General features: G+C 71.2%; 14 protein-coding genes. 3 read left to right on the top strand and 11 right to left on the bottom strand.

All coding sequences use genetic code 11. From position 1 onward, the window contains the following. Positions 1 to 78: 78 nt before the first annotated feature. Positions 79 to 510: a division/cell wall cluster transcriptional repressor MraZ gene (mraZ, locus tag ACIHFD_RS07550; RefSeq protein WP_090930667.1), complete on the bottom strand. Its 432-nt coding sequence runs from the start codon at positions 508 to 510 to the stop codon at positions 79 to 81. Positions 511 to 918: 408 nt separating this feature from the next. On the opposite strand from mraZ, the gene ACIHFD_RS07545 reads away from it, so the two are divergent. Genes ACIHFD_RS07545 through ACIHFD_RS07535 form a run of 3 tightly spaced genes read left to right on the top strand, consistent with a single transcriptional unit; the run spans position 919 to position 5644 of the window. Continuing rightward, positions 919 to 1959, top strand: coding sequence for an AAA family ATPase (locus ACIHFD_RS07545; protein ID WP_397366034.1), 1041 nt, complete (start codon positions 919 to 921; stop codon positions 1957 to 1959). Next, on the top strand, positions 1956 to 3218 hold the full coding sequence (locus tag ACIHFD_RS07540; protein WP_350729155.1) for a DUF58 domain-containing protein: 1263 nt from the start codon (positions 1956 to 1958) through the stop codon (positions 3216 to 3218). The genes ACIHFD_RS07545 and ACIHFD_RS07540 overlap by 4 nt, the downstream gene beginning before the upstream one ends. Next, the gene (locus tag ACIHFD_RS07535; protein WP_397366033.1) at positions 3215 to 5644 is read left to right on the top strand and encodes a transglutaminaseTgpA domain-containing protein; all 2430 of its coding nucleotides are present in this window, start codon (positions 3215 to 3217) and stop codon (positions 5642 to 5644) included. The genes ACIHFD_RS07540 and ACIHFD_RS07535 overlap by 4 nt, the downstream gene beginning before the upstream one ends. Before the next feature lie 232 nt (positions 5645 to 5876). Here the strand turns inward: ACIHFD_RS07535 and ACIHFD_RS07530 are convergent, their stop codons facing one another. From ACIHFD_RS07530 to ACIHFD_RS07485, 10 genes are all read right to left on the bottom strand, one after another. Further along, positions 5877 to 6284 carry a DUF3040 domain-containing protein gene (locus ACIHFD_RS07530; RefSeq protein WP_350729151.1) on the bottom strand — a complete coding sequence of 136 codons (408 nt, stop codon included), beginning with the start codon at positions 6282 to 6284 and terminating at the stop codon, positions 5877 to 5879. Between the two features lie 229 nt (positions 6285 to 6513). Beyond that, complete coding sequence (gene dinB, locus ACIHFD_RS07525; RefSeq protein ID WP_397366032.1) at positions 6514 to 7755, bottom strand: DNA polymerase IV; 1242 nt, start codon at positions 7753 to 7755, stop codon at positions 6514 to 6516. A gap of 47 nt (positions 7756 to 7802) precedes the next feature. Next, positions 7803 to 8618 (bottom strand): methyltransferase domain-containing protein, encoded by an 816-nt coding sequence (locus ACIHFD_RS07520; RefSeq protein WP_397366030.1) that lies wholly within the window; start codon positions 8616 to 8618, stop codon positions 7803 to 7805. 136 nt (positions 8619 to 8754) lie between these two features. Beyond that, a complete protein-coding gene (locus tag ACIHFD_RS07515; RefSeq protein ID WP_397366029.1) occupies positions 8755 to 9093 on the bottom strand; it encodes an MmcQ/YjbR family DNA-binding protein in 339 nt (112 codons plus the stop codon). Between the two features lie 271 nt (positions 9094 to 9364). Then, complete coding sequence (nusB, locus tag ACIHFD_RS07510; protein WP_397366028.1) at positions 9365 to 9775, bottom strand: transcription antitermination factor NusB; 411 nt, start codon at positions 9773 to 9775, stop codon at positions 9365 to 9367. A gap of 1 nt (position 9776) precedes the next feature. Continuing rightward, a complete protein-coding gene (efp, locus tag ACIHFD_RS07505) occupies positions 9777 to 10337 on the bottom strand; it encodes an elongation factor P (protein ID WP_350729143.1) in 561 nt (186 codons plus the stop codon). Positions 10338 to 10363: 26 nt separating this feature from the next. Then, positions 10364 to 11401 (bottom strand): M24 family metallopeptidase, encoded by a 1038-nt coding sequence (locus ACIHFD_RS07500; RefSeq protein ID WP_397366027.1) that lies wholly within the window; start codon positions 11399 to 11401, stop codon positions 10364 to 10366. 70 nt (positions 11402 to 11471) lie between these two features. After that, positions 11472 to 13187 carry a protein kinase gene (locus ACIHFD_RS07495; RefSeq protein ID WP_397366025.1) on the bottom strand — a complete coding sequence of 572 codons (1716 nt, stop codon included), beginning with the start codon at positions 13185 to 13187 and terminating at the stop codon, positions 11472 to 11474. A gap of 111 nt (positions 13188 to 13298) precedes the next feature. Next, entirely contained in the window at positions 13299 to 14588 is a 1290-nt protein-coding gene (locus ACIHFD_RS07490; RefSeq protein ID WP_355191708.1) for a dicarboxylate/amino acid:cation symporter, read from the bottom strand. A 91-nt stretch (positions 14589 to 14679) separates the two neighbouring features. Beyond that, positions 14680 to 14742 carry a putative leader peptide gene (locus ACIHFD_RS07485; protein WP_350729229.1) on the bottom strand — a complete coding sequence of 21 codons (63 nt, stop codon included), beginning with the start codon at positions 14740 to 14742 and terminating at the stop codon, positions 14680 to 14682. Between the last annotated feature and the right edge of the window lie 25 nt (positions 14743 to 14767).

Genomic DNA, 14767 nt, shown 5'->3' with positions numbered 1-14767 from the left:
AAGGTGCATCAGCTGACCGGCAGTGGTTGCGGGTGGAGACCTCGCCGAACGACAACACCGACGGATCGACCGTGGTCACTACAAGATCCCTGGCAGCACCTCCTCCGACAGATCGGCGAACGCCTGCTCCTGCGCGCTGAGATAGGTGTCCCAGGCCTGCGCGTCCCAGATCTCCAGCCGGGTGTTGGCCCCGATGACGACGCAGTCACGCTCCAAACCCGCGTACTGACGCAGGCTCTGCGGGATCGTGATACGCCCTTGCTTGTCTGGCTTCTCGTCGGACGCACTGGCGAAGAAGACGCGGCTGTAGTCGCGCACCGCCTTGGCGGTGACCGGGGCGGTGCTGAGAGCCTCGGTAATGCGCTGGAACTCCTCCACGGGAAAGACGTAGAGGCATCGCTCCTGGCCTTTGGTGATCACAAGACCCTCCGCCAGCTCCTCACGGTACTTAGCCGGCAGGAACAGCCGTCCCTTGTCGTCCAGACGCGGTTGATGGGTGCCGAGGAACACCGGCCCCACCTCCCGTGCCTCGTGAAGCGCTCAGCGCTGGTGCACCGGGCCCTCCACTGCGCACCACCATACTCCACTTCTCCCCACCGTCAACTGATTCGAACCGTCTTCATCATCGGTTTCCGTTGCATTACCGCAGGTCAGAGCGATGGAGCGGGGTGGAGGGGGGTGACCGGGCGGTCAACCCTCATGGGCGTGTCGAGGGTTCAAAAGGCCGCGGAAATAGGGGCTCGGCTCGTTCGGGAAGCCCGCGGTGGAGGAAAGTGGAGCGCCCGGTGGGGTGTCGTGTCACGGGATTCGTACTGCTATGCGACAAGAACAGGAACATCACCGGTGTTCCCTGGAATATCCACAAATGTCGCCCGAGAACCCACAGCGTCGTAGGGTCGTACACACAATGGAAAAGGAATGGCATGGCTCCCGCAAAGGCACCCTACGGGACAGCCGTCGCACTTCTCTCATGGAGGCCCGGTGGCAGTAACCCATGATGTCCCTCCCCAGCTCGACGAGCTGGTCTCCACCGCGCATCGGATTCGGAACGCCATCGAATCGGTGATCGAGGGCAAGGGCGACGCCGTCCGCATCATGCTCACCGTCCTGCTCGCGGAGGGCCACCTCCTGATCGAGGACGTTCCAGGGGTCGGCAAGACCATGCTGGCCAAGGCGCTGGCGCGCTCCATCGACTGTCCGGTGCGCCGCGTGCAGTTCACTCCCGACCTGCTGCCCAGTGACATCACCGGGGTCAGCGCGTACAACCAGCAGACCCGGGAGTTCGAGTTCAAGCCCGGCCCGGTGTTCGCGAACATCGTGGTCGGCGACGAGATCAACCGCGCCTCTCCGAAGACGCAGTCCGCGCTGCTGGAGTGCATGGAAGAGCAGCAGGTGACGGTGGACGGCGAGACGTACCAGCTGGACACGCCGTTCATGGTGATCGCCACCCAGAACCCCATCGAGATGGAAGGCACCTATCCCCTTCCCGAGGCGCAGCGCGACCGTTTCACCGCGCGCATCGCGATGGGCTACCCCGAGCCGCACGCCGAGCTGGAGATGCTCGACGTGCACGGCCAGACCTCGCCGCTGGACAAGCTGGAGCCGGTGGCGACGACGGCCGAGGTGCGCGCCCTCATCGAGGCCGTACGCGGCGTCTACGTCTCGCAGGCGGTCAAGAAGTACGCCATCGACCTCGTCGTGGCCACCCGCCACTCCCCCGACCTGCGGCTGGGCGCATCGCCCCGGTCCACGCTGCAGCTCGTACGGGCCGCCAGGGCGCACGCCGCGCTGGCCGGTCGCGACTACGTCATCCCCGACGACCTGCAGGACCTGGCCATCCCCGTGCTGGCGCACCGGCTGCTGCCCAGCGTCGAGGCCCAGGGCCAGCGCCGCCTGCCCGAGCAGGTGGTGACCGATCTGATCAGGCGCGTACCGGTGCCGGAGGCCAGGGCGTCGTGAGGGCCGGACTGCGGGCGCTGACCTCCAGGGGCAGGTCGTTCCTCGCCTCCGGCATCGCGGCGCTGCTGATGGCCGTCATCCTGGGCGAGAACGACCTGTTCAGGATCGGCGTCCTGGTGACGGCGCTGCCGCTGCTGGCGGCCATGGTGGTGGCGCGCACGCGCTACCGGCTGAGCTGCGCCAGGCGCCTCGACCCGCCGCGGGCGGAGGTCGGTGGCGAGGCCACCGTGACCCTGCGGCTGGAGAACGTCACCAGGCTCCCGACCGGGCTGCTGCTCATCGAGGACACCGTTCCTTATGCGCTGGGCGTGCGGCCCCGGTTCGTGCTGGACCGGGTCGAGTCGCGGGGCGTGCGGGAGATCGACTACCGGGTGCGCTCGGACCTGCGCGGCCGTTACACGATCGGCCCGCTGTCGGTCCGCATCGCCGACCCGTTCGGGCTCGTCGAGCTGACCCGCTCGTTCACGATCAGCGACACGCTCGTGGTGACGCCGCACGTCGCGGCGCTCCCGCACGTGCGGCTGTCGGGTGAGTGGACGGGCGGCGGCGACAGCCGTACCAGGAGCGTGGCCGCGGCCGGCGACGACGACGTGGCGCCACGCGAATACCGGCAGGGCGACGACCTGCGCCGGGTGCACTGGCGCTCGACGGCCCGCCGCGGCGAGCTGATGGTGCGCCGCGAGGAGCAGCAGTGGCAGAGCCGCGGCGCGCTCCTGCTGGACACCCGCAGGTATGCGCACCGCGGCGAGGGCCCGCGCTCGTCGTTCGAGGTGGCGGTCTCGGCCGCGGCCTCGATCGGCGTGCACCTGGCCCGCGAGGGCCTCGGCCTGCGACTGGTGACCGACCAGGGCGCCGAGCACCTGACCGACACCGGACTGAGCTGGTCGCTGCTCGACACCCTCGCCGTCGTGCGCCACAGCCCGGCCCGCTCCCTGGAGATGGGCGTCTCGGCCCTGCGCCAGGGCGGGGGCGACGGGCTGATCGTGGCCGTGCTCGGCGACCTCGACCCGGAGGAGGCGAGAGAGCTGGCCAGGCTGAGGCACAGCGGCATCACCGCGGTGGCGGTGATGCTGGACGTGAGCACGTGGGACGGCGGGGACCGCGCGGCCGCCGAGAACCACCAGGCCGTGCAGACGGTCCTGGCCGGGTACGGCTGGCGCATCGTGCGCCTGCCCGCGGGCACCTCGATCGCCTCCGTCTGGCAGAACGCCGCCAACCGCGACAGATACGCGCTCAACCCGGCGGGAGGCGCGGCATGAGGCTGACCGTCGCCTCCGGCGTGGCCGCGTTCGCCGCGGCGTTCCTGCTCTACCCGCTCTTCCAGGGTGGCTCCTGGTTCTGGTCGTCGCTGGGCGCCGTGCTCGCCGTGATGGCCGCGGGCCTGCTGAGCAGCCGCCTGTCGCTGCCCGCGTGGGCGGCGCCGCTGGTCGCGCTGCTCGCGGTGTGGGTCTACCTGACCGCGGCGTTCGCCTCCGCCAAGGCGTGGGCGCTGGTGGTGCCGACCCGGGGGTCGGTGGTGGAACTGGGCAGGCTGCTGGGGGTCGGCTGGGCCGACATCCAGCGCTTCGCCGCTCCCGTGCCGGAGACCGAGGGCATCACGCTGCTGACCGCCGGCGGTGTGGCGCTGATCGCGATCGCCGTCGACCTGCTGGCCGCGCGGCTGCGCAAGGCGGCGCTGGCCGGGCTGCCGCTGCTGGCGCTGGCCACCGTGCCGGCGACGATCCTGCCCGACCCGATCAGCTGGCCGGCGTTCATCCTGGCCGCGCTCGGGTTCATCGGCCTGCTGATCGCCGACGGGCGCGAGCGGGTGGGCCACTGGGGCAGGGCGGTGCTGGTACGGCGGACGACCCGCGCCACGTCCTCCCGGCCCGAGGCCCGCACCTCGGCGGACACCAGCGGGCTGCGGCTGTCGGGCAAGCGCATCGGGTTCGCCGCGATCGTGCTGGCGGTGCTGGTGCCCGCCCTGCTGCCGGCCATGGAGCCGGTGTCGTTCTTCACGTTCGGCGTGGGCGGCAGCGGCTCGGGCCGGGGCAACTCGATCAGCATCCCCAGCCCCATCGCGAGCCTGAAGGGCCAGCTGGAGCTGCCGGAACGGCGCGTGGTCCTCACCTACGCCAACAACGACGACAAACCCCGCTATCTGCGGATCTACGCGCTCGACACGTTCGACGGCCAGCAGTTCGGCATGACGGAGCCCAAGGGGGCCCCGCAGAACAGGACGGACAACGGCCCCCTCCCGGCGCCGCCCGGTCTCGGCCCCGAGCCGAAGGTCAAGACCGTGACCACGGACATCCGGATCAGCGACGAGATCACGAAGCTGCAGTTCCTGCCCCTGCCGTACCCGCCGCGACAGATCCAGATCGACGGCGACTGGCGGGCGGACGTGGACACGCTCATGGTCTTCTCCACCCGCGACGAGGCCTCCGGCGTCGAGTACGAGGTGACCACGAGCGAGCCGGAGCCCACGCCGGACCTGCTGGACTCGCTCAGCGAGACCCGGCCCAGCGTCGATCCCCGCTTCCTGAGGCTGCCGGACAACCTCCCGCCCGAGATCGCCGAACTGGCGACCACGCTGACCGCGAACGCCAAGACGGACTACGAGGCGGCGGTGAAGCTACAGGAATTCTTCACCGGCGGCGACTTCACCTACACCCTGAGCACGCAGGGGCACGGCAACTCGGCGCTGCGGGACTTCCTGCTGCGCGACCGTGCGGGCTACTGCGAGCAGTTCGCCGCGTCGATGGCGGTGCTGGCCAGGCTGGTGGGCATCCCGTCGCGGGTGGCCATCGGCTACACGGGCGGCACGAAGGTCGGCGACCGGTGGCAGGTCGGCACGAACGACTCCCACTCCTGGCCCGAGCTGTATTTCGAGGGTGTGGGCTGGTTGCCGTTCGAGCCGACTCCCGCGGGCTCGGCCGGCCAGGGCAGCGCGCGGGTGCCCGAGTACAGCCAGCCCCGGCCGGAGGCGACCGGGGAGGCGTCGACGCCGACGCCGGGTTCGACGAGTTCGTCCGCTGACGAGCCGGTCGACCCGCAGGCCCGGCGCAACCCTCGCGAGCTGGACCGCGAGGGCGTGGTCGCCACCGGCGGGCTGCCGACGGACGACTCGATGCCGCTGATCGGCCAGATCGGCATCGGCGCGGCGGCGCTGCTGCTGGTGCTGCTGATCCCCGCGGGCCTGCGTCTGATCACCAGGAACCGGCGCGTGCGCACCCTGGGCTGGAAGGTCTCGGAGCCGTCCGACGATCTGACGGCCCGGATCGCGTCGAAGTCGGGGGGCGGCCATCCGTCGGTCGCCGCCGCGTGGGCGGAGCTGGACGACGTGCTGTACGACTACGGCATGGCCCGCCAGCTCAGCGAGACCCCGCGGGCGCTGGCACGGCGGCTGACCCAGCAGTACGAGTTCGACGCCGACTCGGCGGCGGCCATCACGGCCATCGCGTCCGCGGTGGAGCGGGTGCTGTTCGCCAGGGATCCGGGACAGATCGGGCCGCTGCGCAAGGACCTGCGTCAGGTGCGCCAGGCGCTGGCGGCCACGGTGTCACGCGGACGCCGGCTGCGGGCGGTGCTGCTGCCGCCGTCCACCCTGCGGCGGCTGCGGGGGCTGGGCGAACGCCTGCTCGACGGGTTCGACCTGCTGGAGAACATCAGGCTGCGGCGGACGTCCGCCCCGAAGGGCTCCTGACCGACCGACGCGACCGGCCGTCCCCCTCGTCGAGGGGGACGGCCGGTTTCGTTTTCGGCAGCGGGAACGCCGGCGCCTGGCCGGGCTCACCTTGGGGGCAGGGGACGGGCGGCCACCGGTTGCGCCGTCGCGCGCCTGGGCGGACGAGCGCACGACGGGACCCGGAAGGGCCGCCTCCCACCCACACGAGGGCCGCCCGGACGCGTGTCCGGGCGGCTCCGCAGGTCAGCGGTCAGCGCTCATCGTTGCGGCGGCGCCAGCGCTCTTCCATGCGCTCCATGAACGTCCCCCGGCGCGGCCGACGGGCTTGCTTGCCCGGAGGAGGGGCCGAGCCCGAGGCGGGCGCGGAGTCACCGAACCCGTTCATGCGTTTCCAACTGGACAGGCCCCACAGACACGCGGCGAGCATGACCACGAAACCGCCGACGCCGAGAGGGATCAGGGCACTGCCACTCATCACCACGCCGACCATCATGATGACGACGCCGAGAGCAAAGCCGATGGAGGCCTTGATCAGACGACGCTTGTAATGGCTGCGCGGGTCACTGATCCTTACGGTGTTGGCCCACTTCGGGTCCTCGGCGTAGAGGGCCTGCTCGATCTGGTCGAGCAAGCGCTGCTCGTGCTCAGAGAGCGGCACGGCGCCTCCCAAGGACAGCCCCAGGACGGGGAAGACGGCAACGGACGACACGGGGTGTCCGAACCTCGCGGTCGGTTATCCCCAGAATACGAGGCTGTAGACGTAGGCGAAAGCAAACGTCCAACGCAGACCAAACCGGAGGTGTCGTCATGGCTCCATTGTGGCCCATCTCGCCCCCCTTCCCCCAAAATCGCGACACCGATGCCCCATAAAAATCCGGACATCTGCGTCATGTCTCTACATCATCAAGCTTGCCACGTACGAGCGATGCTGGGAGCACCGCATCGGGACCGAATCGCCGGATCGCCTTGTCCATGGCCTGTTCGGCCTCGCGCCAGCCGGTCTCCCGCTCTCCGATGCCGAGTTGGTGGGTGGCCTCGCCTGCGGGGCGCAGGTTTTCCATCCTCACGCCGACCAGGCGCAGCCGCACGCGCTGGAGGCCGGCCGCCTCGAACAGCTCGCAGGCTGTGGCATAGATCACCTGGGCCACATCGGTCGCCTCGCGCAGTGTGCGCGAGCGGTTGATCGTCGTGAAATCAGCGCGGCGGAGCTTCACACTTACAGTCCTTCCCACGTGTCCGCCCTTACGCATCCTGGCGGCCACCCGCTCGGAAAGACGCAGCAACTCCCGCTTGATCACCTCGGGATCGTCCACGTCGGCCGCGAACGTCTCCTCGTTGCCGATGCTCTTGTCGGGCACGTGGGCGCTCACCGCCCGCTCGTCACGGCCCCAGGCCAGCGCCGCCAGGTGGCCGCCCACGGCCTGCCCGAGCTCGCGCTGGAGGGTGGCGGGCGGCACCCTGGCCAGGTCGCCTACCGTGCGGATGCCGAGGCGTACGAGAGACTGCTCGGTGCGCTCGCCGACGCCCCACAGCGCCGAGACCGGCAGCGGGTGGAGGAAGTCGACGACCTGGCCGGCGGGCACCACCAGCAGCCCGTCGGGCTTGCACTGCTTGCTGGCCAGCTTCGCCACGAACTTGCTGCTCGCCACGCCGACCGAGCACGTGATGCCGTAGCGGTCGAGGACCTGCTCCCTGATCATGGCGGCGATCACGGCGGGCGGGCCGAGCCGGCGCCTGGCGCCCCCGACGTCGAGGAACGCCTCGTCGGACGCGATGGGCTCGACCATCGGGGTGATCGTGTGGAAGATCTCCATGACGCCCTTGGAGACCTCGGAGTATTTGCCGTGGCTGGGCGGGATGATCGTGGCCTGCGGGCAGAGCCGGCGCGCCCTGCTCATCGGCATGGCGGAGTGCACGCCGTGGGCCCTGGCCTCGTACGTGGCGCTGAGCACGACGCCGCGCCCCGCGGGCGAGCCCACGATCACCGGGCGGCCGCGCAGCTCGGGACGCTCGAGCAGCTCGACGCTGGCGAAGAAGGCGTCCATGTCGACGTGCAGGATCGGGCAGCCGCTGTCGTCGGCCCCGGTGCGTGGAGCGGGGCCGATGCCGGTGATCTGCTTGCGAGACACGCCGCCGATTCTATCCGAACATGCGTTCTATACCCAGTGCCGGCGCTTCATGACCTGTGCGCGAGCACGTGCAGCTGAGTAGCGATGTCGCGCAGCACGGGGTGGGTGGCGGCGACCTGCTCGAGGGCGACGAGCGCCTCGGCGGCGCCGGGCTCGCCGTCGACGAGCCTGCTCGGGACCAGGTCGGCGAAGACGCGCACGCCGTGGACGGCGCCGACGGCGAACCCGGTCGCGGCCAGCAGCTCGGAGAGCGTCTCGGCGCCGAAGCGCCTCGGTGTGGGGTCGCGGTCGCCCCAGGTGCCCCGCGGGTCGTCGAGCACGGCCCGCGCCTCGTCGAACTGCCCCGCGAGCGCCCGGTGGATGGCGCTGCCGACGGGGTTGGCGGTCAGCACGCTCACCGCGCCACCCCTGCGCAGCACGCCCGCGACGGCGGTCAGCGCGCTGATCGGGTCTTCGACGTATTCGAGCACGCTGTGGCAGAGCACCAGGTCGGCGCTGTCGCGGCTGAGCAGCTCGCCCAGGTCGGCGGCGTCGCCCTGCAGGGACCGCACGCGCACGCCCTTCTCCTTGGCGCGGCGCTCGAGCGCGGCCAGCGAGTCGGGGCTCGGGTCCACGACGGTCACGGCGTGACCCAGCGCCGCCAGCGGCACGGCGAACCCGCCGGTGCCGCCCCCGGCATCGACGATGTCGAGCCCCTCCCGGCCGGTCGCCGCCGTCCGTTCGGCCAGCGCGGACCGCAACGCGTCCCAGACGACGGCGGTCCGCACCGCCGGGGTCCTCGTGACGCCTTCAGCACGCAACGTCGGCTCGCCTCCCTCTCCCCTCGCGACGGCCCGCGCTCGGGCCCTCGCGATCGCGCACATCGTGAACTGCGCTTCTTCGCGGTCGGGCCCCAGCCTACGCCGTGCGCCGGTCCCCCGCTCGCCGTCACCGGCACCGCCCGCTCCCGGGTCGCGCACGCCGCACGGGCGGTTCGCCGTCGATGCCGGGGTAGCGGGGTCAGGCGTCGAAGCCGGCGGCCGGCCGCTTGGGCGCCCGCAGCCGCCAGGCGTCGGTCAGCAGCTCGCCCATCTCCTCGGTGTCCACGGCCCCGAGCCGCACCAGCACGGCGGCGGACCCGTTGTAGTGCGGGGTCGTGAAGAACGCGGCCGGTCCGGCCGCGATCAGCCCCGCCTTCTCCTCCTCGGAGCCCACCGGCAGCACCAGCACGTCGCCCTCCTCACGCACCCGGGAGAACCACTTGCCGCGGACGTAGAAGGCGGGCGTGCCGTACATGGTCTTCTCGACGGTCCCGGGCAGCGCCAGGGCGAGCCGGCGTACGTCGTCCTCGGTCACCATGCCCACACGATACGCACCGCCGGACGAGCGGCAAGGGGCGCGTCGCGGCTGGTGACGCGCCACTTGTCCGCACGCCCCCTGGCCACACGTCAGGCTTGCGCGCATAGGCGCCCGGCCGTGTGACAACGCACGGCCCTCGTCTCGGCGAGCCGTGCGGGCAGGCGTCGTGTTGTGTCTTCGGACCCTAGTTTTTGGAAGGTACGCCTTGTTGCCATGAAAGGTACGCCTTGTTGCTTTGGAACGTACCCCGAACTCGGTCTTTTGACGGTGTCTAAAGGGTGAGGCTTGGCTTGAGCTGCTTGAAGCGGGCCAGCAGCCCGTTCACGAACTGCGGCGACTCGTCCGTGGACAGCTCACCCGCCAGGTGCACCCACTCGCTGATCACCACACCCTCGGGCACGCCGGGCATCCAGAGCAGCTCGTACGTGCCCCCGCGCAGCAGGTTGCGGTCGACGGCGGGCATCCGGTCGAGGGTCCAGCCCTCGGCGTAGGTAGTGATCAGCTCGTCGATGCGCGTGTGGTGTCTGGCGACGCCCTCGACGATGGTCGAGGTGTATTCGTTCACCGGGGGCTCCTGCCGCTCCACGCGTTCGGCGAGGATCTTCAGCGGATCCTCGCTGCGCAGCTCGGCCTCGAAGAGGATGTCAAGCGCCCGCCGGCGTGCTTTGCCGCGTGCCGACACCTCAGGCCCGGCCGAGGTAATCGCCGCTGCGGGTGTCGACCTTGACCTTCTCACCGGTGGTGATGAACAGCGGCACCTTGATCTCGGCGCCGGTCTCCAGCGTGGCGGGCTTGGTGCCGCCGGTGGAGCGGTCGCCCTGCAGGCCGGGCTCGGTTTCGGCGATGGTCAGCTCGACCGCGGCGGGCAGGTCGACGTAGAGGGCCGAGCCCTCGTTGAACGCGACCGTGGCCAGAGTGTTCTCCAGCATGTAGTTGGCGGCGGTGCCGACGGTGTTGTTGGGCACGTTGACCATGTCGTAGGTCTCGGTGTCCATGAACACGAAGTCGTCGCCGTCCTTGTACGAGTACTGCATCTCGCGCTTGTCGACGTTGGCCACGTCGACCTTCACGCCGGCGTTGAAGGTCTTGTCGACGACCTTGCCGGAGAGGACGTTCTTGAGCTTGGTGCGCACGAACGCGCCACCCTTGCCCGGCTTGACGTGCTGGAACTCGACCACGGCCCAGAGCTCACCGCCCTCGAGCTTCAGCACCATGCCGTTCTTGAGGTCGTTGGTCGTCGCCACTCGTTCTTCTCCCGCGTGCGGCCGCTCTAAAGGACGAGCAGCTCCTTGGTCGTCTTCGTGAAAAGTTCCGGCCCGCCCTCACGTGTCACCAGGGTGTCCTCGATGCGAACCCCGCCCCGGCCCGGGAGATAGACCCCGGGCTCGACGGTGATCGGAACTCGATCCTCTAGTCTACCGGTCCGCGAGGGGCCGAGGAACGGCTCCTCGTGGATCTCCAGGCCGACTCCGTGTCCCAGCCCGTGCCGGAAGCGGCTCCCGTACCCCGCGTCCTCGATGACGGTACGGGCCGCCGCGTCCACCTCCCTGGCCCCCGCGCCCGGCGCGAGCGCGTGCCTGCCGGCCCGCTGCGCCTCGGCGACCAGGTCGTAGATCTCGCGCTGCCAGTCCGTCGGCGGGCCCAGGCAGACCGTCCTGGTCATGTCGGCGTGGTAACCCTGGTAGCGGGCGCCGAAGTCGATGGTGACGAGGTCGCCGGCGCGCAGCTCCCTGCCGGAGGGGGCGTGGTGCGGGATCGCCCCGTTCTCGCCCGCGGCCACGATCGTGTCGAACGCGGGCTTGTCGGCGCCCAGCTCGGCCATGCGGTTGTCGAGGAGGCGGGCGAGGTCGCGCTCGGTGATCCCCGGGACGATTTTCCCTGAAATATCGGCAAATGCCTGGTCGGTGATCTCGCAGGCCGTACGGAGGAGCTCCAGCTCGCCGTCGTCCTTGACCGCCCGCAGCAGCTCCACCACCGGCTCCAGCGGCACCAGCCCCCCGCCCAGGCGCCGGTACGTGGCCACGCTCATCCACGCCGCCTCGATCCCCGCCCCCGGCTCCACCAGCGCGCTCTCCACGTCGTACGCCTCGACCGACGGCACGTCCAGCGTACGGGCCACCTCGATGTAGCGGTTGTCGGTGGCCAGCAGCGCGGTGCCGTCGGCCCTGACCAGGACGGCGGCGTTCGAGCTGACCAGCCCGGTGAGGTAGCGGACGTTCACGGGTGAGGTGACGAGCAGGGCGGCCACCTCACGGGCGGGCAGCAACCCGGCGAGGCGGGCCCGGCGTGCCACATAGTCGACGCTCATGGCGCCAATGTACGTGTTCCGCCCCTGGCGTCACTATCGCCCGCCACCCGGCCGAGCCCGCCCGGAGCTCCTAGTCGTCGGGCAGCCGCCAGTCGTCCATGACCTGCGCCGCCGGCCCGGACCCGCCCATGTCGCCCTTCTCCTGCGCCCGCCTCAGGTCGTGGTAGACGCCGGCGATCTGGTCGATCCCCGAGTCGATGCGGCCCTCCTCGAACTTCCTGGCCGCCTTCCTGATCTTGTCGCGGGCCTTGCCGGCGACCTTGGGGTCGATCGCGCCCATGGCCTGCTGGGCCGTCAACGCCTCGTCGAACTCCGACAACCACTTGCGCCAGCCGCCCGGCGGCATCGCCTCGCCCAGGGTGGCCTTGGGCTGGACCGTCTCGCGCAGCGAGGTCGGTCCCAGGGTGCTCACCAGGCCGGGCGTGGCGTCCGGCGTGGGCCCCTCGGTGGGGAGCGTGGTCGGCAGCGTGCTCGGCGGTGTGCTCGGCAGCGTGGTCGGTTCGGCGGTCGGGGTGGAGGCGGTCAGCGGCTCCTCCTTCCTCGCGCCCGCCCACATCACCATGACGACGGTCACCACCGCGATGACCACCACGGCGGCGCCGAGCTGGAGGATGAGCTTGCGGTTCGACGCCGGGGCGGGCTCGAGGTCGCCCGCCTGGTAGACGGCGGTGTCACCGGCCCTCGGAGGAGGCCCGCCGTGCCCGGGGACCTGGAAGACCTCGGTCGATCCGTCGCCCCCGAACGTCCCGGCCCCGGGCGCGCCGCCCGGCCCGCTGGACGGCACGCCGCCGTCCCGGAAGGAAACGCCCGTCACGGGCATGGCCGCCCCTGGCGGAGGCGACCCTGCCGGAGCCGCCCCAGGGTGGGGCGCCCCGGGGTGGGTCGCCCCAGGGTGAAGCGACCCGGGGGGAGCCTGCCCGGGCCCGGGCGGCATGGGTGGCGCCGCGGCGGGCGGTGCGGCGGGCGGTGCGGCGGGCGGTGCGGCCGGGTTGGCGCGCGGCCGCGCGATGGCGGCCAGCGCCCGCCGGATCGCCTCACCGCTGCCGGGCCGCTGCGCGGGATCCTCGGCGATCATGGCCAGCACGAGCCGATCCAGCTCCGCGGACACCTCGGCCCTCGACGCGCTCGGCGGAGCGGGCACACCCCGTCCGGAAGCGCCGCCGGAATCATCCCCCGCCTCGTCGCCGAAGGGCGGGCGGCCGCACAGGAGCTCGTAGCAGACGCACCCCAGCGCGTACAGGTCCCCGGCGGCCGCGGCCTCCTGCCCCGCCGCCCGCTCGGGCGCCACGTACCGCGGGTCCCCCGGCACCCGGTCGTCCATCCCGAACCCGACGACCTTCAGCACCCCGCTCCCGGCCATCCGGAAGCTGTGCGGGGCGACGTGCCCGTGCACGACCCCCGCCCGGTGCGCGGCGTCGAGCCCGGCCGCGGCCTGCCCGATGAGGTCGCACACCTCGACGATCGGCAGCGGACCGCGCGCGGCCAGCTCCTCGCCCAGGCTGGGGCCGGTGAGGAACTCCATCACCAGGAACGGCGCCCCGTCGTGGTCGCCGACGTCCAGCACCATGGCCACGTTCGGATGGATGACCCGGGCCACGGCCTGGGCGTGCTGCCTGAGCACCTCCCGGGTCGCGCCCCCCGCCACCCGGGCGCCGAGCACCTTCACGGCCACGACCCAGTCGGCCCGCGTGTCGTACCCTCGCCACACCTCACCCATCGGCCCGCTGCTGATGCGCTCGTCAAGCCGATACCGGTCAGCGACCAAGGACGGCGTCGCGTCGGACATATCCCCGCCAATTACTCGAAAATCAGGATTTCCGACCACCATAGGGCCCCGCAGACACTGCCGCCCCATCATCCCGCCCGGCGGGATGATGGGGCGGGCCGGGCGGCGAGGTCAGGCCGCCGCGGGCTGCGGCACGCGGCCCACCGGCGCGGCGACGTCCAGCGGCTGGGGCGGCGCGTTGAAGACGGCCTCGTCCAGACGGCCCTCCGAGCGCGCCACCAGGACGGGGACGACGAGCTGCCCCGCGACGTTGGTCGCGGTGCGGATCATGTCGAGGATCGGGTCGATGGCCAGCAGCAGGCCGACGCCCTCAAGGGGCAGCCCCAGCGTGCTGAGCGTGAGCGTCAGCATGACGGTCGCGCCGGTCAGGCCCGCCGTGGCGGCCGAGCCGACCACTGACACGAACGCGATCAGCAGGTAGTCGCCGAACCCGAGGGGCACGCCGAACACCTGGGCCACGAAGATCGCGGCCAGCGCCGGGTAGACCGAGGCGCACCCGTCCATCTTGGTGGTGGCGCCGAACGGCACGGCGAAGGAGGCGTAGTCGCGGTCCACGCCGTTGCGCTCGACGGTGACCCGCTGCGTCAGCGGCAGCGTGCCGACGGACGAGCGGGAGACGAAGGCCAGCTCGATCGCGGGCCACGCGTTGCGGAAGAACTGGACGGGGTTGACCTTGCCCCACACGGCCAGCACCGTCGGGTAGACGGCCAGCAGCACGATGAAGCAGCCGATGTACACCCCGGCGCTGAACTTGGCCAGCGGCGCCAGCAGGTCCCACCCGTACGTGGACACGGCCTTGCCGATCAGGCCCGCGGTGCCGAGGGGTGCCAGGCGGATGACCCACCACAGCGCCTTCTGCACCAGCTCCAGGACGGAGCGGGCGAGGTTCAGGAACGGTTCGGCCTTCTCGCCGGCCGCCAGGGCCGCCGCGCCGAGCACGACCCCCAGGAAGACGATCTGCAGGACCTTCACCTCGGTGAAGGCGGTGACGATGTTGGTGGGCAGGATGCCGGTGACGAAGTCGAGCCAGGTGCCCGCGCCCTCGGTGTCCACGGCCTTGGCGGCGGCGGTGTCGAGGGTGACACCCTGGCCGGGGTTGATGAGCAGGCCGAGGCCGATCGCGAGCGCCACGGAGACGAACGCGGTGACGAGGAACCACAGCAGCGTCTTGGAGGCGAGCCTGGCCGCGCCGTTGACGTTGCGCAGGTTGGCCACGCTGACCAGCACGGCGGTGAAGACCAGGGGCGGCACGGCGAGCTTGAGCAGCTGGACGAAGATCTGCCCGATCCGGGTCAGCGTCTCGGCCAGCCAGGCCACGTCCCAGATCTTGGCGACGAAGCCCAGCGCGATGCCGGCCGCGAGGCCGGCCAGCAGTTGCAGGGAGAAGGAGAATCTCTTCATGGGTGGGGGAAGCTCCCGGGGAAAGGGCATGCCGGCCCGCCGCGCGAGCGGGCATGCCAGGTGAGGAAGGGGTGATCGAGGCTGACGCGGTTCAGCGACAGAGCGATCCGTGCAACCGGCACAGATCGATGTGCAGCCGCTCGACGAGCCACACGAACACCAGGGAGAACCTCACGAGC

The organism is Nonomuraea sp. NPDC051941, assembly GCF_044593615.1.
This window is presented reverse-complemented; position numbering and strand designations above follow the sequence as displayed.